Source organism: Micrococcus sp. iso_229 (genome assembly GCF_058072725.1).
Genome location: NZ_CM176514.1, coordinates 1,745,226 through 1,764,387, shown reverse-complemented (window position 1 = coordinate 1,764,387; position 19,162 = coordinate 1,745,226). Strand labels below are relative to the sequence as shown.

Here is a 19,162-nt window from a genome sequence, read left to right as displayed (position 1 = left end):
CGTCCTCATTCCGTGGGCGAGTGCGAGCGGTGCCCGGCGTTGCCGAGGCCTTCGGCGCCGTCGAGATGGTCGAGCACGAGGCGGACCGCCTCCCGGGCGTCGGTGGTCTCGGACCAGCCGGTCGCGGCGCGCAGGGCCGTGGTGTCCATGATGGGCACCGCCGCGGCCATGTCCACCCACCCCGGGTCGGTGGGCTGCAGCCGTGCCCGGTAGGTCAGCGCCGCGGCCGCTCGGAACAGGCCCACGGGCAGCTCCAGGATGCGGCGCGCCCCGAGGACGGTGCCCATGGTGTGCGCGTCCAGCACGGGGTCGGCGGCCACATTGAAGGCCCCGCCCGCGCGGTGGGCGATCACGCGCCAGTACGCGTCCGCCACGTCCTGGGCCGTGAGCGCCTGGAACCGCAGGCCCCGCGGGAACGGCAGCACCGGGGTGCGCAGGCGGGCGACCAGCCGGGCGGGGACGAGGTCCCCCAGGAAGTAGTCCTTGATCTCGGGCCCGGCGGCGGACTGGAAGATCAGCCCGGGGCGCAGCCGGGTCACGAGCAGCTCGGGGTGCTCGGCCTGCACGCGGTCGAGGATCGACTCGACCTCGGCCTTCTGTGCGGCGTAGTGCGAGGTGGGGACCCCGGTGGTGGGATGGGACTCGGCCACGGCGCGGCCCTTCGGCCCGGGCCCGTACGCGCCCACCGAGGACGCGTAGACCAGGTGCGGCACGCCCGCCTCGGCCACGCCCCGGAACACCCGCTCGTTGCCGGCCACGTTGACGGCGCGCAGGTGGTCGCGGTCGCGGTTGGGGCGGATCACCCACACCAGGTCGACGACGGCGTCCGCGCCGGCGACGATCTCGCGCAGCCGCCCCGCCGCCGTGGGCTCCGCGACGTCCAGGCGGTGCCACTCGACGCCGTCGTAGGGCGCTCCGGCCCGGTCCGGGCCGCGACGGCTCACGCCCACGATCGAGCTCACCTCGTCCGCGGCCTGGAGGCGGCGCAGGACAGCGGTGCCGACGTTGCCCGTCGCGCCCAGGACGACGATCCTCACGGCTTCAAGACCACCTTCACGCAGCCGTCCTCCTTCTTCTGGAACGTCTCGTAGAGGGCGGGCGCGTCCTCGAGCGGGGCGGTGTGCGTGGCCAGGTCGAGCACGCCGAGGGGGTCGGACGGGTCGTCGAGCAGGGGCAGCAGGTCGTCCACCCAGCGACGGACGTTGCACTGGCCCATCGTCAGGGTGATCTGCTTGTCGAACAGGGTGAGCATCGGCATCGGGTCCTTCATGCCGCCGTAGACCCCGGAGAGCGACACCGTGCCGCCGCGGCGGACCGCGTCGATCGCGGTGTGGAGGGCGCTCAGGCGGTCGACGCCGGCGGTCTTCATGGCCGCCCGGCCGAGCGCGTCGGGCAGCAGGCCCACGGCGGTGTGGGCCGCGTGCCCCACCGGGGAGGCGTGCGCCTCCATGCCGACCGCGTCCAGGACCGCGTCGGGGCCGCGGCCGCCGGTGCGCTCGCGGAGCACCTCGGCCTCGCCGCCGTCGGCGTCCAGGACCTCGATGCCGTGCCGGGCCGCCATCGCGCGGCGCTCGGGGACCGGGTCGACGCCGAACACCCGGTATCCCAGGTGCACGCCGATGCGCGCCGCCAGCTGACCGATGGGGCCGAGGCCGAGCACCGCGAGCGTGCCGCCGTCGGGGACGTTCGCGTACTGGACCCCCTGCCAGGCGGTGGGGACCACGTCCGAGAGGAACAGCCACTGCTCATCCGGGCCGGTGTGCGGCACCTTCACGGGGCCGTAGTCCGCGTGGGGCACACGCAGGAGCTCGGCCTGTCCGCCGGGGACGGAGCCGTAGAGCCGGGAGTAGCCGAAGAGTGCGGCGCCGGAGCCCTGCTCCCGCACCTGGGTGGTCTCGCACTGGGACTGCAGCCCGCGCTGACACATCCAGCACCGGCCGCAGGAGATGGTGAAGGGCACGACCACCCGGTCACCGGGCCGGATGTGGGTGACCTCGGACCCGACCTCGCGGACGATGCCCATCGGCTCGTGGCCGATCACGTCCCCCGCGTCCATGAACGGCCCCAGGACCTCGTACAGATGCAGGTCCGAACCGCAGATGCCGGTCGAGGTGACCTCGATGATCGCGTCCGTCGGCTCCTGGATCCGAGGATCCGGGACGTCCTCGACGGCGACGTTGCGCTTTCCCTGCCATGTGAGTGCTCGCATGGTGCGACCGTAACCGCGCCGGGCGCGCCGGCGGAAGCGTGCAGGCGCGGCGGGACCGCCACCTCGTCGGGGGAGCGGCCGCTCAGCCGCCGCGGCCCTCCAGCGACGCGCGGGTGCGGGCGGCGGCGTCCAGCACGACCGCGCGCAGCGGGGCCACCGCGTCATCCGTGTCCTCACCCGCGGCCGGCGGGCCGGCCAGGGCCTGCGCCTCCACGCGACGCTGACGCGCGGCGCCGCCGTCGTCGATCATCGCCTGGACGCCGGCGAGCTCCGCCGCGCAGCCCAGCCGCTCGGCGACCGGGGTCAGTCGCTCGATCTCCGCCGGCAGGTGCTCCGCCAGCGGGACCTGGGTGCCCCGGGCGTCCACGATCACGGTGGCGTCCATGCCGTACCGGGCGGCGCGCCACTTGTTCTCCTGCACGTGCCACGGCGGCAGGACCTCGACCGTCTCACCGCGCTCCAGGCTCGCGGACAGGTCGTCCACGAGGCACTGCGTGTAGGCGGTCACGGCGGCGATCTCCTCGAGCGTGGCCAGGCCGTCGCACGCGCGCATCTCCACCGTGCCCAGGCGCGGCACGGCCCGCACGTCCCAGCGGCACTCGGTGACGTCCGCGATCATGCCCACCTGCTCCATCTGGGCCACGCAGCGCTCGAAGTCCTCCCACTCCTGGAACTGGAACGGCAGGCCGGCCGTGGGCAGCTGCTGGAACAGGAGGGTGCGCTGGGACTGGTAGCCCGTGTCCGTGCCCGCCCAGAAGGGGGAGGAGGCCGAGAGCGCGAGCAGGTGCGGCACGCGGTTGACCAGGCCGTTCACCACCGGCATGGCCTTGGAGACGTCGTCCAGGCCCACGTGCACGTGCACGCCGAAGATCAGCAGCTGCCGACCCCAGTACTGGGTGAGATCCAGCATGCGGTCGTAGCGCTCACTGGGTGTCGAGGGCTGCGCGATCGCGTCCGCGAACGGGTGCGTGCCCTGGCAGAACAGGGAGATGCCCCGCGCGGCCGCGGCGTCGGCCACGCGCGCGGCGATCCGGCCGAGGTCCGCCGTCGCGGCGTCGACGCGCTCGTGCACGCCCGTGACGAGCTCCACCGTGTTCTGCAGGAGCTCGCTGGTCATGTGCGGGTTCACGTCGTCGTCGGCCAGGCCCTCGGCCACATGCAGGGCGCGCAGCAGGTCCGGGGCCTCGGAGCGCAGCTCGCCGGACACGGCGTCCACGAGAGCGAGCTCCCACTCGATTCCGAGAGTGGACTGCGCGGAGTCGGCGAAGGGCAGAGTCATGCCGCCCATCCTAGAAGCCCCTGCCGGGTCTGCGCCTGGTGTCCACGCTTCGGACCTAGGGCATGTCTGACAATCGTTTTGACCATGCGAGCACAGCATTCAGGACCAGAGCGGCCCTGTAGATGATCGCGTACTTGTCATACCGGGTCGCCAGACCCCGCCACTGCTTCAGGTGAGCGTACTGACGCTCGATGACGTTGCGGCCCTTGTAGGCGTCCGCGTCGAGGCTGACGGGGCGCCCGCCGCGGGCACCGCGCCGTCTGCGGTGGCCCTGCTGGTCGGCCGGTTCGGGGATGACCGCTTTGATCCCACGGGCACGTAGGTGGGTGCGGATCGCCCGGGAGGAGTACGCCTTATCGCCCAGCACGGCCTCGGGGCGGGTCCGGGGCCGCCCTACTGGCCGGGTCACGCGCAGCTGCTCCAGAAGAGGAAGCAGCATCGGGGAGTCCCCTGCCTGGCCGGGGGTGATCAGGCTGACCAGCGGCAGCCCGGTCCCATCGACGAGCTGATGGATCTTCGTGCTCAGCCCGCCACGGGAGCGCCCGATGCCGTGATCGGCCGGCTCCTCACGCGGATTCTTGTAGTTCGATCCATCCCCCTGTGTGGCGGGTGATGTTCGTCGCGTGCTGGTGGGCGCGGGCGATCGTGGAGTCCACCGAGACCGACCAATCGATCAGGCCTTCGGCGTCAGCGGCGGCGGTCAGCGTGGCCAGCACCGTGTCCCAGGTGCCCTCTTCAGCCAAGCGCCGATGCCAGGTCCACACGGTCTGCCAGGGCCCGTAGACCTCGGGCAGATCCCTCCAAGCGATTCCGCACCGGTACCGGTAGATGATCGCCTCCACCATGGTGCGGGCGTCGGCGAACGGCCTGCCGGCGCGGCCGGTCCGGGTCGGGAGCATCGGGGCGATCAACTCCCATTGGGCGTCGGAGAGCATCTGGAACCGGGACATGTCCCCAGGGTCTCAGCTGACTCGTGCATCTATTCTCAGACACGCCCTAGGGTGGGGCGCATGGCCCGCCCCCGCCCCGCCTCCCGCCCGCCGCGCCCCACGGCCGCCGCCTCGGAGGCGGACGCCACCGCCCTGGCCCCCGTCCTCGAGCCGGAGGGCCGCGCGCTGCTCGACTCCCTCGCCGGGTACCGCGAGGCCGACGCGCTCGCGGTCTCCTCCCGCCTGCGTGCGGCCGGGCATCCTCCGGAGCGCGTGGCCGCCGCGCTGACCCAGGCCGCGCTGCGGTCCCGGGCGGAGGCCCGCCTCGGGCCGGAGGCGCGCCGGATGCTGTTCACCCGCGACGGCCTGGAGCAGGCCACCCGCCCGCAGGTCGCGGGCCTGCACGCGGACCGGCTGGCGGCCGCGGGGGCCCGGCGCGTCGCCGACCTCGGCTGCGGTCTCGGCCTGGACGCGCGCGCCTTTGCCGACCGGGGCCTGGACGTCGTGGCGGTGGAGCGGGACGCCGTCGTCGCCGCGGCCGCCGAGGTGAACCTCGCCGGCCACCGCGGCGCGCGGGTGGTGCACGGCGACGCCGTGGCCTGGGCCCGCGCCCACGTGCCCGCCGAGGCGGACGCGGTGTGGCTGGACCCCGCCCGCCGTCAGGTCGGCGGGGGCGGGTCCACGCGCGTGTTCGACCCCGAGGCGTTCTCCCCGCCCCTGAGCGTCGTGACGGACATCGCCGCGACGGGCGTCCCGGTCGGGGTCAAGCTCGGCCCGGGGCTCCCGCACGAGGCCGTGCCGGCGGGCGCCGAGGCCGAGTGGGTGAGCCTCGACGGCGACGTCGTGGAGGCCGCCCTGTGGTTCAACGCGGCGGCCCGCCCCGGGGTGCGGCGGGCGGCGCGCGTCATGACCGTCCGGGGCGGGGAGACGACGACGGCGCAGCTCGTCTCCGGCGCGGACTTCGGCGACTCGCCCGAGGTCGAGGCCGTGGGGGAGGCGGGCATGGCGGGGCTCGTCGGCGCGGTCCTGCACGAGCCGGACGGCGCCGTCATCCGGGCCGGACTCGTGACGGATCTGGCCGCGTCCTGGCCCGTGCCGACGCGGCAGCTGGACCCCCACCTGGCCTACCTCGTCGCGCCCGAGCCCGTGCGGGACGGCCTGGCCCGCGCCCATCGGATCGAGGCGGTGCACGGCTTCCACCTGGCCTCCCTGCGGCGCTGGGCGAAGGAGACCGGGGTGGGCCGGCTGGACGTGAAGAAGCGGGGCATCCGCGAGACGCCCGAAGAGGTGCGGCGCGCCGTCCTCGGCGGGGCGAAGCCGGGCCGGCGTGGCGGGGCTGGACGGCACGCCACCCTCGTGCTGGCGCGCGTGGGTCGGTCGCGGTTCGCCCTCGAGGTGACGCCGTTGGACTGATGGGGCTCGCGGCCGCGGGCTCCGGGCGGCGGGACCGTCGAAGCCCCCGTTGGGGGATTACGGCACCCTCGTGTACGGTAATCGACTGAGGCAAGGCTCACCTCCACGGGAGCGCGCCCACCACCCCGACTGCTCATCCCGGGGCAGCCCCGCCGCCCAGAAGGAGAACCATGCCGCGTTCCGTCCGCGCCCCCCGCCTCACCCGTCTCGCCCTGACCTCGGTGGCGGCCCTCGCCCTCGTCGGCTGCTCCGCCGGCGGCGCGGCCACGGGCTCGTCCTCCGCGACCGCCGCCGGCGAGTCCTCGGCCTCCACGAGCGCCTCGGACAGCTCCTCGGCCGCCTCGGGCGGCATCGCGACCGGGGTCACCGTCACCGACATGTCCGGCACCGAGGTCACCCTCCCGGAGGAGGTCGACTCCGTCATCGCCACGGACAACCGCATCTTCCGCACCCTGGACGACTGGGGCGTCGAGCTGACGGCCGCACCGAAGCAGATCATGTACAAGGGCGAGGGCGGGCCCTCCTATCTCCAGGACGACTCGGTCGCCGACATCGGCAACCACCGGGAGCCGGACATGGAGCTGTTCGTCACCGCCGAGCCGGACGTCGTGTTCAATGGCCAGCGGTTCAACGAGCGCAAGGCGGAGATCGACGAGCTGACCGGCGACGCCGCCGTCGTGGACACGAACTTCGACGTCACGCAGACCCCCATGGACGAAGGCCTGAAGAAGCTGACCACCCTGCTGGGCGAGGCCACCGGCCACGAGGCCGATGCCGAGAAGCTCATCGCCGACTTCGACGCCGCCACCCAGCGCGCCAAGGACGCCTACGACCCTGAGCAGACCGTCATGGGCCTCATCGCCTCGGGCGGCGAGCTCTCGTACGTCGCGCCCAGCACCGGCCGCGCCATCGGCCCGTTCTTCGACATGCTGGACCTGACCCCGGCCCTCGAGCAGTCGGGCACCGACAACCACCAGGGCGACGACATCTCCGTCGAGGCCATCGCGAAGTCGAACCCGGACTGGCTGATCGTCATGGACCGCGACGCCGCCGTCGGCGAGGAGAACGCCACCGCCGCCGAGCTGATCGAGCGTTCCGAGGCCCTCCAGGACGTGACCGCGGTGAAGGAGGGCAACATCGTGTACCTGCCCGCCGACTTCTACGTCGCCGAGGACATCCAGAACCACACCACCGTCATGGAGGACCTCGCGAAGGCCTTCGAAGGCGCGCAGTGATCGTCGACGTGCGTCACCACGTCGCCGACGCCCCGCCCCGGCTCGAGGAGCCGGGGCGGGGCGACCGCGTGTGCTGGGTCCCGCCCGCCGTCCTGCGGCCCGAGCGCACCCGCTGGCAGCGCACCTGGCCGCTGCTGGGCGGCGTCGTGGTGACCGCGGTCCTCGTCGTGGTCTCGCTGTTCGTGGGCGTGTACGACGTCGGCGCGGAGGGCGGACGCGAGATGTTCGCCATCACGCGCGTGCCGCGCACGGTCGCCCTCGTGCTGGCCGGCGCCTCGATGGCGATGTGCGGGCTGATCATGCAGCTCATGACGCAGAACCGCTTCGTGGAGCCGAGCACCACGGGCACCACCGAGTGGGCCGGGCTCGGCCTGCTGGTCACCATGGTGCTCATGCCGGGGGCGGGCCTGGTGACCCGCATGGTCGGGGCCATCCTCTTCGCCTTCGTCGGCACCCTCGTGTTCTTCCTCTTCCTGCGGCGCGTGCGCCTGCAGTCCTCCCTCATCGTGCCGATCGTGGGCATCATGCTCGGCGCCGTCGTGGGCGCCGCCTCGACGTTCCTCGCCCTCCAGACGGACATGCTGCAGCAGGTGGGCGCGTGGTTCGCCGGCTCGTTCACCTCCGTGGTCCGCGGCCGGTATGAGCTGCTCTTCCTCGTGCTGATCGTGTGCGTGGCGGTCTTCGTCATCGCGGACCGCTTCACCGTGGCCGGCCTCGGCAAGGACGTCGCCACGAACGTCGGCCTCAACTACGACGCCGTGATCCTCACCGGCGTGGCCATGGTGGCCGTGGCCACCGGGGTGGTCACCGTGGTGATCGGGGCCCTCCCGTTCCTGGGGCTCGTGGTCCCCAACCTCGTGTCCATGGTCCGCGGCGACAACCTGCGCACGAACCTGCCCTGGGTGGTCATGGTCGGCGTGTGGATCGTGATCGTCTGCGACCTGATCGGGCGCACCGTGATCGCCCCGTTCGAGGTGCCCATCTCGCTGATCCTGGGCCTCGTCGGCGCGATCGTGTTCCTCGCCCTGCTGCTGAGGCAGGCCAAGCATGGCTGAGCCGCTCGCGACCGCCCCGGGTCGCCTCCCCGCCCCGCCCGGCGGCGCCACCGCGGCCGGGCCCGTCGACGCCGACGCCCCGCGCCGGTCCGGCGCGTTCGTCACCGCCGCCGACCGCCGGAGGTATGCGGTCGTCGTCGCGGTGCTGGCCGCCGTCGCCGTGCTCTCCACCGCCGGGGTCCTGCTGTGGGGCAACGAGGCCGAACCCGGCTCGCGCGCGTTCTGGATGATCGCGCGGATGCGCGTGGAGTCCCTGGGCGTGATCGGGATCGTGGCGCTGTGCCACTCCTTCGCGACCGTCAGCTTCCACACGGTGACGGGCAACCGCATCATCACCCCCTCGATCATGGGGTTCGAGGCGCTCTACACCGCCGTGTCGACCGCCGCCGTGTACGTGCTGGGGGCCGCCGGCGTCGCGGTGCTGACCGGGGTGGGGCCGTTCCTCGCCCAGGCCGCGCTCATGGTGGTGCTGGCGACGGCCCTCTACTCGTGGCTGCTCTCCCGGCCCTACGGCAGCGTCCATCTGATGCTGCTCGTGGGCGTGGTGCTGGGCGGCGGGCTGGCCGCGCTGAGCACGTTCATGCAGCGACTGCTGGACCCGAACTCGTTCGACCTGCTGAGCGCGCGGCTCTTCGGCAACATCTCCAACGCCCGGACCGAGTACGTGGCGATCGCCGCGCCCATCGCCCTCGTCGTGTGCGCGCTGCTGTGGCTGCGCTCCCGCCGCCTGAACACGGTGGCGCTCGGCGCCGACGCCGCGACCAACCTGGGCCTGCACCACCGGCGCGAGCTCATGGTGACGCTGCTGCTTGTCTCCGTGCTGATGGCCATGACCACCGCGCTCGTGGGCCCGATGACGTTCCTCGGCTTCCTCGTGGCGACGCTGGCGTACAGCCTCGTCGACACCCACGACCACCGGTTCATCCTCCCGGTGGCGGCGCTGGCCGGGTACGCGGTGCTCACGAGCGCCTACTTCGTGCTGCGGCACGTGTTCTACGCGGGAGGTGCGGTCACGGTGGTCATCGAGCTGATCGGCGGCATCACCTTCCTGGTCGTCGTGATGAGAAAGGGACGTCTGTGATCGAGCTGCGCGGCGTGGTGAAGCGCCACAGCGACGAGGTGTGCATCGGACCCGTGGACCTGGACATCCAGGCCGGGGGAGTGACCGCGCTCGTGGGGCCCAACGGGGCGGGCAAGTCCACGCTGCTGACGATGATCGGCCGACTGCAGGACGCCGACGCCGGGACGATCGCCGTGGGCGGGCACGACATCACCACGACGCCGTCCCGGAAGATCGCGCAGACCCTGTCCATCCTGCGGCAGGAGAACCACTTCGTGACGCGGCTGACCGTGCGGCAGCTCGTGGGCTTCGGGCGCTACCCGTACACGCGCGGGCGGCTGACCCTGGAGGATGAGCGGCACGTGTCCGACGCGATCGACTTCCTCAACCTCGGCCCGTTCGAGAACCGGTACCTCGACCAGCTCTCGGGCGGCCAGCGGCAGCGCGCGTACGTGGCGATGGTGCTGGCGCAGAACACCGAGTACGTGCTGCTGGACGAGCCGCTGAACAACCTGGACATGCAGCACTCGGTGCAGATGATGCAGCAGCTGCGCCGGGCCGCCGACGAGCTGGGCCGGACCGTGGTGATCGTGCTGCACGACATCAACTTCGCCGCCCACTACGCCGACCGGATCGTGGCCATGGGGGACGGTCAGGTGGTGGAGACCGGCACCCCGGCCGAGATCCTGCGCCCTGAGGTGCTGGAGCGGATCTTCAAGACCCCCTGCAGCGTGGTGGACGGACCGCACGGGCCGCTGGCCGTGTACTACTGAGCGGGGCGACGGTGAGGCCGGCCCGAGTCGGGCGGGGCCAGCCCGGTCCGGGCGGGGGCCGGGTGCCCGGTCGGCGCGAGTGTTCCGTGGGCAGAACCCGCCGAGTCTCGCCTTCCGGGGGCAGAACCCGCCGGGTCTCGCCTTCCGGGGGCAGAACCCGCGTGTTTCCAGGTTCCGTGGGCAGAAACGCCCTCGCTTCTGCCCACGGAACCCCTGCGCACAGACGGCAGGGCCATACGCGACGACGACGTCAGGCATCCCAGCCGTTCGAGACCTGTGCCCGTCGTCTGAGGACGGCCTCGATCACCCGCGCGTATCCCTCGCCGACGTCCCGGCCCGTGACGTGCAGGGTCATCTGCCCACGTTCCGCGTAGTACTGGTCTCGCCGGGCGTCCCGGGCGTGTTGCTCGGCACTCCGGTGCACCTCGCCGTCGTACTGGAGGACGAGCCGGCAGTCCTCGAACCACAGATCGGCCTCGGGGGCGTCCCGCCGCCCGGGGTCGAACACGTGCTGCAGCGTCGGCTCGCCCAGCCCCGCCTCGACGAGCGCCAGCCTCAGCCGGGTCTCCTGCGGCGAGTCGGCACCCACCCGTACGCGCTCGAGCGCCGCCGTCGCCCGCGGTCTTCTGACGAACCGCCCGAGCGGCCGCATCGCCTCGTGCACCGCGGTGACCGTGGTGACGGGAGGCCGCCGGCCGCGCGGGGACCAGGGGTGACGGACCAGGTGGTCACCCGCCGACACGAGGGATGCCTCGTCCCAGGGGTGGCCGATCGAGCACAGATCGAGCCAGGTCCGTTCCGGCGTCGTCACCCGTAGCCCGAGCACGGAGGTGACGTGGCCGGCGGGCAGGGGTCTGCGGTGCTCCATGACGCCGGGGATCCGCGCCCGTGCGGTGCCGCGGTGCAACGTGATCTCGACGGCGGCGCGTCGCGTGGCCCCGCCCGGGGGAAGCGGGAGGCCGTGGAGGTGCGCCGCCGTCTCGTGGGAGAGGACGGCGTCGGGACGGGACCGCAGGAGGGCGGTCAGCAGGTCGAGGCCGACCCCGTGGTGCGGCGGCGGGAGCCCGGCCGACTCCCAGGTGCGCAGCGGCATGTCACGTCGGCGGTGGATGCCGCGGGCGAGGCGGAGGACGTCGGACCGCCGCACCCGGCTGGGCGGCAGACCGCGTTCGAGCACGTCGCGGGTGGTGAAGACGGGGACGAGGGGGAGGTCGGGGGCGAAGGGCATGGGTCGACCCTGACGCGGTCGGCCCGACGGCGGCCGGGCGGGCCGCGTGTCTGTGCACACCGGCGCGGGGTGGGCCGGCTGTGCAGGACTGGGCGGCGGCCGGTTGTCCCGCCGGGACGACGTCGTCGTGGCTCGGTGGGCAGAACTGCGAAGAGTTCCGCCCACGCAACATCCGTGGGCGGAAGAGAGGGCGCTTCTGCCCACGGAGATCGAAAACCTGCGGATGCTGCCCACGCGATGGGCGGGGGTGCGGTTTCTGCCCACGGAGGGTGGCGGGTGGCGAGGGGGGTGGGGAGTGGGGGAGGGACAGGATCCCGGCGGCAGTCGTGACCACTCCGTGTGCTCCCGGGCCCGGAACCCGCCCCGCCCGCCGCCCCACGGCATCCCACCGCACCGCGCCCCGCGCCCTCCGCCCACGGCGGACGGCGGGGACACGGCTGGCACTCATGTTGAAGGAGTGCCAGAACCCGGAGTAGAGTCGGCACTGGCACTCGGGGGTACCGGGTGCCAATGCCCGAGGTGGACCGTCCGGCACCGCGACGACGGAGGGTCTGACGCCCGTGGCGCACCCGCAGACCACAGCATCAGCGGACCGGCGAGCCCGCCGGAGCCGCACGTCGACGAAGAAGGAGTGTGCAGCATGTCTGTCTCCATCAAGCCCCTCGAGGATCGCATCGTTGTCCGCCCCCTGGAGGCCGAGCAGACCACCGCGTCGGGCCTCGTGATCCCGGACACCGCCAAGGAGAAGCCGCAGGAGGGCCAGGTCGTGGCCGTGGGCCCGGGCCGGGTCGCCGAGAACGGCAACCGCGTGCCGGTCGACGTCGCCGAGGGTGACGTGGTGCTGTACTCCAAGTACGGCGGCACCGAGGTCAAGGTCGGCGGCGAGGAGTACCTGGTGCTCTCCGCCCGCGACGTGCTGGCCGTCGTCACCAAGTGACCCCGCCGCGACGGGCCCGGTGAGCGGCGCGCACCGCACCGGTGCGCGCGCCCCGGGCCCCTCGCGTCCCCGCACCCCCTGACTCCCTGAACGAAAGGAGCGTCCGTCATGGCCAAGCAGCTGGCTTTCAACGACGACGCACGCCGCGCCCTCCAGGCCGGCATCGACAAGCTCGCCGACACCGTCAAGGTCACCCTCGGCCCCAAGGGCCGCAACGTGGTGCTCGACAAGGCGTGGGGCGCCCCCACCATCACCAACGACGGCGTCACGATCGCCCGTGAGGTGGAGCTGGAGGACCCGTACGAGAACATGGGCGCCCAGCTCGCCAAGGAGGTCGCCACCAAGACCAACGACATCGCGGGCGACGGCACCACCACCGCCACCGTGCTGGCCCAGGCGCTCGTGAACGAGGGCATGCGCCAGGTCGCCGCCGGCGCCGCGCCGGGCGAGGTCAAGAAGGGCATCGAGGTGGCCGTGGCCGCCGTCGAGCAGCGCCTGCAGGAGAACGCCCGCCCGGTCGAGGGCCAGGAGGTGGCCCACGTGGCCGCCATCTCGGCCCAGAACGACGAGGTCGGCGAGCTGCTGGCCCGCGCGTTCGACACGGTCGGCACCGACGGCGTCATCACCATCGAGGAGTCCTCCACGACCTCCACCGAGCTGGACGTCACCGAGGGCATGCAGTTCGACAAGGGCTTCCTGTCCCCGTACATGGTCACCGACGCCGAGCGTCAGGAGGCCGTGCTCGAGGACGCCTACGTCCTGATCAACTCGGGCAAGATCTCCAACGTGCAGGAGCTGCTGCCCCTGCTGGAGAAGGTCCTGCAGGCCAACAAGCCGCTGTTCGTGATCGCCGAGGACGTCGAGGGCGAGGCCCTGTCCACCCTCGTGGTGAACAAGATCCGCGGCACCCTGAACGTCGTGGCCGTCAAGGCTCCGGGCTTCGGCGACCGCCGCAAGGCCATGATGCAGGACATCGCGATCCTCACCGGCGCCCAGGTCGTCTCCCCGGACCTCGGCATGAAGCTCGAGCAGGCCGACCTGGACCTGCTCGGCTCCGCCCGCCGCATCACCGTCACCAAGGACGAGACCACCATCGTCGACGGCGGCGGTGCGGCCGAGGACGTCGAGGCCCGGGTCGCCCAGATCAAGGCCGAGTCCGCCGCGACCGACTCCGACTGGGACCGCGAGAAGCTCCAGGAGCGCCTCGCCAAGCTCTCCGGCGGCATCGGCGTGATCCGCGTGGGCGCCGCCACCGAGGTGGAGCTCAAGGAGCGCAAGCACCGCATCGAGGACGCCGTGTCCTCGACCCGCGCCGCCCTCGAGGAGGGCATCGTGGCCGGCGGCGGCACCGCGCTCATCAAGGCGCTGACCGCGCTCGACACCGACGCCGACGTCCAGGCCCTGACCGGCGACGCCGCCGTGGGCGTGGACATCGTCCGCAAGGCCCTGAAGCAGCCGCTGCGCTGGATCGCCCAGAACGCGGGCGAGGACGGCTACGTGGTGGTCTCCAAGGTCGCCGAGCTGGAGCCGAACCACGGCTTCAACGCGAAGACCGGCGTCTACGGCGACCTGATCGCCGACGGCGTGATCGACCCGGTCAAGGTGACCCGCTCCGCGCTGGCCAACGCCGCCTCCATCGCGGCCCTCGTGCTGACCACCGAGACCCTCGTGGCGGACAAGCCCGCCGAGGAGGACGAGGCCGACCACCAGCACTGACCCCTGAGTCGGCCCTGACGCGGCCGGCCGACGACGACGGCCCCTCGCCCGCCCGGGTGAGGGGCCGTCGTCGTGCGGGCGGGAGACGACCGCCGTCCGCGGCGCCCCCTATGGTGTGCCCATGGACACACCCACGCCGCCCCATCTGTCCGGGTCCCACACGACCCACACCCCGGCCCGGCCACGGCTGCGCCGCTTCGTCCGCGAGTTCTCCTATCCGCACGGCATCCACCCGGCCCTCGTGCCGGGCGTGTCCGTGGAGGACCGCCGGGTGCGCTACGGCGTGGACCGGGTGATCCTCGCCGTCGTCGGCCTGCTGGTGGTCGGCTTCGTGGTGTGGGGTGTGCTGCAGCCGGACGCCGTGCTGGCCGTCTCGAGCGCGGCCCTCGACTGGGTGATGGTCCACGCCGGCTGGCTGTTCGTCCTGCTGGCCATCGGGATGGTGGTGTTCCTGCTGGTCCTGGCGTTCTCCCGGTACGGCGAGATCCCGCTGGGCCTGGACGGGGAGAAGCCCGAGTACTCCACGGCGAGCTGGTCGGCCATGCTCTTCGCGGCCGGCATCGGCATCGGCATCATCTTCTTCGGCCCGTACGAGCCGCTGACCTACTACCTGGCCCCGCGCCCGGGGGCGTACGAGGCGGGGAGCGAGGAGGCGGTGACGGGCGCGCTGGCCCAGGCCGCGCTGCACTGGGGCGTGAACGCGTGGGCGATCTACGCGATCGTCGGCCTGTCGGTCGGCTACGTGTCCTACCGCCGGGGCCGGGTGCCGCTGATGAGCTTGATCATCGCGCCGCTGTTCGGCGACTCCCAGCGCAGCGACTCGGTCGGCGCGCGCCTGATCGACGGGCTCGCGATCATCGCCACATTGTTCGGCACGGCGGCCTCGCTGGGCATCGGCGCCCTGCAGATCGGCCGCGGCGTGGAGATCGTCTCGGGGTGGTCGGCGCCGGGGAACACGGTGGCGCTGGGGATCATCGTGGTGCTCACGATCGGCACCATCTTCTCGGCGGTGTCCGGTGTGGCCCGCGGCATCCGGTGGCTGTCCAACATCAACATGCTGCTCGCCCTCGGGCTGGCGCTGTTCTTCTTCGTCGTCGGCCCGACGGCGTTCCTGCTGAACATCGTGCCCGGCGTCCTGATGGACTACGTCTCCTCCGCCCCGGACGCCCTCGGCGCCTCGATGGCCGAGGGGGAGGACATGCAGGAGTTCCTCTCCAGCTGGACGATCTTCTACTGGGCGTGGTGGGTCAGCTGGGCCCCGTTCGTGGGCGTGTTCATGGCGAAGATCTCGAAGGGCCGGACCATCCGCCAGTACGTCCTCGGCGCCCTGTTCATCCCGGCCGCGGTGATCGTCGGCGCGTTCACGATCATCGGCGGCACCACCATCTGGCTGCAGCGGACGCAGGGCTCCGTGGCGCTGGACGGCACGGCCGCCTCGCTGCCCGCGCCGGCGGAGATCTTCTGGGTGGTCCTGGACCAGCTGCCCGGCGGCGGGCTGGTGGCCCCGGTCGTGATCGTCATGCTGGCGGTCTTCTTCATCACGACGGCGGACTCCGCCTCGATCGTGAACTCGCAGCTCTCGCAGCGCGGCGCCCCGGCCCCGCGCCGCACGATCACGGTGTTCTGGGCGCTGTGCATGGCGGGCATCGCGGTCGTGATGCTGCTGACCGGCGGCGACACCGCGCTCACCGGCCTGCAGAACCTCATCACCATCACGGCGCTGCCGTTCACCGTGGTGCTCGTCCTCATGGCGGTCGCGCTCCAGCGCGAACTGGCCAACGACCCCTTCGCGATCCGTGACCGGTACCAGCGGGCCGCCGTCGAGAAGGCGACGGTGCGGGGCCTGGTGGAGTACGGGGACGACTTCGCGTTCACGGTGGAGCGCACCCCGCCGGGCAGCTGGTACGCGGCCGGCGAGGGGTTCGACTCCACCGCCGCGGAGATCACCGACTGGTACCGCCGCACGGACGAGGACGGGAACCCCGTGGACTACGACTACGTGCTGGGCGAGTACCTGGACGAGGGGGACGGGGACGGCGCGGACGGGCCCGCCGGAGCAGGCCCGTCCGGCCGCTGACTCAGGCGCGCGGCTCCGGGGTGCCGACGAGCTGGGCGCGGGAGTCGGCGGTCGCGTGGGCGCGGGCTTCGACGATCTCCTCCTCGTCCTCGCCGAAGATGTCGCCGCGTGGGGCGTCGTAGCGGTCCCGGTCGAGGATGCCCTCCTGGGAGGCCACGAGCGCGGGGATGAGGGCCTGGCCGGACACGTTGAGGGCGGTGCGGCCCATGTCCACGATCGGGTCGACGGCCAGGAGCAGGGCCATGCCCTCGAGGGGCAGCCCGGCGGTGGACAGCGTGAGCGTGAGCATCACGGTGGCGCCGGTGGTGCCGGCGGTCGCGGCCGAGCCCAGCACGGACACGAGTGCCACGAGGGCGTACTGGCTCAGGCTCATGTCGATCCCGTAGAACTGGGCGATGAACACCGCGGCCACGGCCGGGTAGATCGCGGCGCAGCCGTCCATCTTGGTGGTGGCGCCCAGCGGGACGGCGAAGGAGGCGTAGCCGGTGGGCACGCCGAAGTTGCGCTCGGCCACCCGCTGGGTGACGGGCAGCGTGCCGAGGGAGGAGCGGGAGACGAAGCCGAGCTGGAACGCCGGCCACACGCCGGTGAAGAACTGCTTGACGGAGAGCCCGTGCAAGCGCGCCAGCACCGGGTACACCACGAGCATCACGAGGGCCAGGCCCACGTAGATCGCCACCACGAACTTGGCCAGCGTGCCCATCGTGGACCAGCCGTACGAGGCCACGGCGTTGCCCAGCAGGCCGATGGTGCCGATCGGGGCCAGGCGGATGATCCACCACAGCAGCTTCTGGATGATCGCGAGCACCGAGCGGGAGAACGTGAGGAACGGGGCGGCCTTCTCGCCGACCTTGAGCGCGGCCACGCCCACGACGATCGCGATCACGAGGATCTGCAGCACGTTGAACGTGGGGGAGGAGGCGAGCGCGCCGTCCTCGCCCGCCGTGGTCTTGACGGTCAGGCCGAGGAAGTTCGCCGGCACCAGGGAGGTCAGGAAGTCGAGCCAGCCGACGTCCTTGGCCTGGTACGACGCCGGCGCGGTCTGGCCGGTGCCCACGCCCGGCTGCAGCACGACGCCGACGGCGAGGCCGATGAGCACCGCGATGAGGCTCGTGATGGCGAACCACAGCAGGGTCTTGGCGGCCAGGCGGGCCGCGTTGGTCACCTGGGCCAGGTTGGCGATGGAGGCGACGACGGCGAAGAAGACCAGCGGGACGACCGTGGCCTTCAGCAGGCTGATGTAGATGCTGCCGACGGTGGCCAGCGTCTCGCCGAGCCAGGTCGGGTGCTCGGAGGTGTGCCCCGTCGCGCGGGCGATCAGGCCCAGGACGAGGCCGAGGACGAGGGCGGCGGCGATCTGCCAGCCGAAGTTCGACGTCCAGGCGGGGAGCCGGCGTCGGGGCGCCGGTGCGGGGGAGGACTGTGCGGTGCTCATCCGGGGAGGTTAGGCGGTCTAATACCATGACGCCGAAACGGATTGCTCCATGTGACGTCGTGGTGACGTCCGTCTCGCCCCCGCGTGGCCCAGCGCGGGGGTCCTGTGATGTGGCCCGCACCCGGGTCGCCGGTTTGACCCCCGGGCATAGAATCGCGGAAACACCCGTCCCGAAAGGCGCCTTCGTGACCAACACCAGCACCGGTCCCAGCCCCGAGCCCGTCCACTCCTCCTCGGATCCCTTCGGCTTCTTCGGCCTCACCTATGACGACGTCCTGCTGCTGCCCAACGCCACGGACGTGATCCCCGCGGACGCGGACCCGGGCACCCGGCTGACCCGCAACATCCGCTTGAACATCCCCATCGTCTCCGCGGCGATGGACACCGTGACCGAGGCCCCGCTGGCCATCGCCATGGCCCGCCAGGGCGGCATGGGCATCATCCACCGCAATCTGTCCATCGAGGACCAGGTCCGCCACGTGGACACCGTGAAGCGCTCCGAGTCGGGGATGATCAAGGACCCCGTGACCATCGGCCCCGACGCCACGCTCGCCGACCTGGACGAGCTGTGCGCCCAGTACCGCGTCTCGGGCCTGCCGGTGGTGGCCGAGGACATGACGCTGCTGGGCATCATCACCAACCGCGACACCCGCTTCATCCCGCGCGAGGAGTGGGCCACCCGCACGGTGGACACCGCCATGACCCGCATGCCGCTGATCACCGCGCAGGAGGGCGTCTCGCGCGCCGAGACCATCCGCCTGTTCTCCCAGAACCGCGTGGAGAAGCTGCCGCTCGTGGACGATGCGGGCCGCCTGACCGGCCTGATCACCATCAAGGACTTCGACAAGGCGGAGCAGTACCCGGACGCCGCGAAGGACGACGAGGGCCGCCTGCGCGTCGGCGGCGCCGTCGGCTTCTTCGGCGACGGCTGGGAGCGCGCCATGGCGCTCGTCGAGGCGGGTGTGGACGCCCTCGTGGTGGACACCGCGAACGGCCACACGCACGGCGTGCTGGACATGATCGCGCGCCTGAAGAAGGACAAGGCGGCCGCGCACGTCGACGTCATCGGCGGTCAGGCCGCGACCTACGCGGGCGCCAAGGCGATCGTCGACGCCGGCGCGGACGCCGTGAAGGTGGGCGTGGGCCCGGGCTCGATCTGCACGACCCGTGTGGTGGCCGGCGTCGGCGTCCCGCAGATCACCGCCATCTACGAGGCGGCCAAGGCCACGCGCCCCGCGGGCGTCCCGCTGATCGCCGACGGCGGTCTGCAGCACTCCGGTGACATCGGCAAGGCCCTCGTGGCCGGCGCCGACTCGGTGATGCTCGGCTCCCTGCTGGCCGGCACGGCCGAGTCCCCGGGCGACCTCGTGTTCTACCAGGGCAAGCAGTTCAAGACCTACCGCGGCATGGGCTCCCTGGGCGCCATGCAGACCCGCAACGGCACGCGCTCCTTCTCCAAGGACCGCTACTTCCAGGCGGACGTGCCGGACGAGGACAAGCTGATCCCCGAGGGCATCGAGGGCCAGGTGCCCTTCCGGGGCCCGGTCGCCTCGGTGGTCCACCAGCTCGTGGGCGGCCTGCGCCAGACGATGTTCTACACGGGCGCGTCCACGGTGGCCGATCTCAAGGAGAACGGCCGCTTCGTGCGCATCACCGCGGCGGGCCTGAAGGAGTCCCACCCGCACGACATCATGATGACCGTCGAGGCCCCGAACTACCGTTCGCGCTGACCCGCACGTCGGGTCCGGGGGGAGCCCCCGGACGGGGCGGCGCCGACGACACGGTCGGCGCCGCCCCCGTGGCGCCTGGGCTAGGC

General features: G+C 72.4%; 15 protein-coding genes. 9 read left to right on the top strand and 6 right to left on the bottom strand.

Features of this window, described 5'->3' with window-relative positions:
- Positions 1–5 precede the first annotated feature (5 nt).
- The 4 genes from AC3RKA_RS08070 to AC3RKA_RS08055 form a co-directional block, all read right to left on the bottom strand.
- Positions 6–1,037: an NAD-dependent epimerase/dehydratase family protein gene (locus AC3RKA_RS08070; RefSeq protein WP_060775392.1), complete on the bottom strand. Its 1,032-nt coding sequence runs from the start codon at positions 1,035–1,037 to the stop codon at positions 6–8.
- Positions 1,034–2,209: a zinc-dependent alcohol dehydrogenase gene (locus AC3RKA_RS08065; RefSeq protein WP_098470683.1), complete on the bottom strand. Its 1,176-nt coding sequence runs from the start codon at positions 2,207–2,209 to the stop codon at positions 1,034–1,036. Before AC3RKA_RS08065 ends, AC3RKA_RS08070 begins: the two co-directional genes overlap by 4 nt.
- Positions 2,210–2,291: 82 nt before the next feature.
- Positions 2,292–3,488, bottom strand: a complete 1,197-nt coding sequence (locus AC3RKA_RS08060; protein WP_489727096.1) for a glutamate--cysteine ligase — start codon at positions 3,486–3,488, stop codon at positions 2,292–2,294.
- Between the two features lie 55 nt (positions 3,489–3,543).
- Positions 3,544–4,438 (bottom strand): IS5 family transposase gene (locus AC3RKA_RS08055; RefSeq protein WP_489727095.1). Its coding sequence is split into 2 segments (ribosomal slippage): positions 3,544–4,080 and positions 4,082–4,438, totalling 894 coding nucleotides; the frame shifts between segments, so codons are not numbered across the junction.
- A 60-nt stretch (positions 4,439–4,498) separates the two neighbouring features.
- On the opposite strand from AC3RKA_RS08055, the gene AC3RKA_RS08050 reads away from it, so the two are divergent.
- The 5 genes from AC3RKA_RS08050 to AC3RKA_RS08030 all read left to right on the top strand — a co-directional run bounded on the left by AC3RKA_RS08050 (position 4,499) and on the right by AC3RKA_RS08030 (position 9,953).
- Positions 4,499–5,830, top strand: a complete 1,332-nt coding sequence (locus AC3RKA_RS08050) for a THUMP-like domain-containing protein (RefSeq protein ID WP_489727094.1) — start codon at positions 4,499–4,501, stop codon at positions 5,828–5,830.
- 170 nt (positions 5,831–6,000) lie between these two features.
- Complete coding sequence (locus AC3RKA_RS08045; RefSeq protein WP_144824768.1) at positions 6,001–7,065, top strand: siderophore ABC transporter substrate-binding protein; 1,065 nt, start codon at positions 6,001–6,003, stop codon at positions 7,063–7,065.
- A complete protein-coding gene (locus AC3RKA_RS08040) occupies positions 7,062–8,120 on the top strand; it encodes an ABC transporter permease (RefSeq protein ID WP_144824769.1) in 1,059 nt (352 codons plus the stop codon). Before AC3RKA_RS08045 ends, AC3RKA_RS08040 begins: the two co-directional genes overlap by 4 nt.
- On the top strand, positions 8,113–9,201 hold the full coding sequence (locus AC3RKA_RS08035) for an iron chelate uptake ABC transporter family permease subunit (RefSeq protein ID WP_489727093.1): 1,089 nt from the start codon (positions 8,113–8,115) through the stop codon (positions 9,199–9,201). Before AC3RKA_RS08040 ends, AC3RKA_RS08035 begins: the two co-directional genes overlap by 8 nt.
- The gene (locus AC3RKA_RS08030) at positions 9,198–9,953 is read left to right on the top strand and encodes an iron ABC transporter ATP-binding protein (protein ID WP_002857584.1); all 756 of its coding nucleotides are present in this window, start codon (positions 9,198–9,200) and stop codon (positions 9,951–9,953) included. Before AC3RKA_RS08035 ends, AC3RKA_RS08030 begins: the two co-directional genes overlap by 4 nt.
- Positions 9,954–10,203: 250 nt before the next feature.
- Here the strand turns inward: AC3RKA_RS08030 and AC3RKA_RS08025 are convergent, their stop codons facing one another.
- Complete coding sequence (locus tag AC3RKA_RS08025) at positions 10,204–11,181, bottom strand: hypothetical protein (RefSeq protein WP_489727092.1); 978 nt, start codon at positions 11,179–11,181, stop codon at positions 10,204–10,206.
- 640 nt (positions 11,182–11,821) lie between these two features.
- Between AC3RKA_RS08025 and groES the strand changes: the two genes are divergently transcribed.
- The 3 genes from groES to AC3RKA_RS08010 all read left to right on the top strand — a co-directional run bounded on the left by groES (position 11,822) and on the right by AC3RKA_RS08010 (position 15,911).
- Entirely contained in the window at positions 11,822–12,118 is a 297-nt protein-coding gene (gene groES / locus AC3RKA_RS08020) for a co-chaperone GroES (RefSeq protein WP_002857590.1), read from the top strand.
- Positions 12,119–12,226: 108 nt separating this feature from the next.
- Positions 12,227–13,834 (top strand): chaperonin GroEL, encoded by a 1,608-nt coding sequence (groL, locus tag AC3RKA_RS08015; RefSeq protein WP_489727091.1) that lies wholly within the window; start codon positions 12,227–12,229, stop codon positions 13,832–13,834.
- Positions 13,835–13,955: 121 nt separating this feature from the next.
- Positions 13,956–15,911: a BCCT family transporter gene (locus tag AC3RKA_RS08010; RefSeq protein WP_185194416.1), complete on the top strand. Its 1,956-nt coding sequence runs from the start codon at positions 13,956–13,958 to the stop codon at positions 15,909–15,911.
- Between the two features lies 1 nt (position 15,912).
- Here AC3RKA_RS08010 and AC3RKA_RS08005 read toward each other — a convergent pair whose 3' ends face one another.
- Positions 15,913–17,346 (bottom strand): dicarboxylate/amino acid:cation symporter, encoded by a 1,434-nt coding sequence (locus AC3RKA_RS08005; protein ID WP_061867093.1) that lies wholly within the window; start codon positions 17,344–17,346, stop codon positions 15,913–15,915.
- Positions 17,347–17,531: 185 nt separating this feature from the next.
- On the opposite strand from AC3RKA_RS08005, the gene guaB reads away from it, so the two are divergent.
- A complete protein-coding gene (gene guaB, locus AC3RKA_RS08000) occupies positions 17,532–19,076 on the top strand; it encodes an IMP dehydrogenase (RefSeq protein WP_063190103.1) in 1,545 nt (514 codons plus the stop codon).
- The last annotated feature ends 86 nt before the right edge of the window (positions 19,077–19,162 follow it).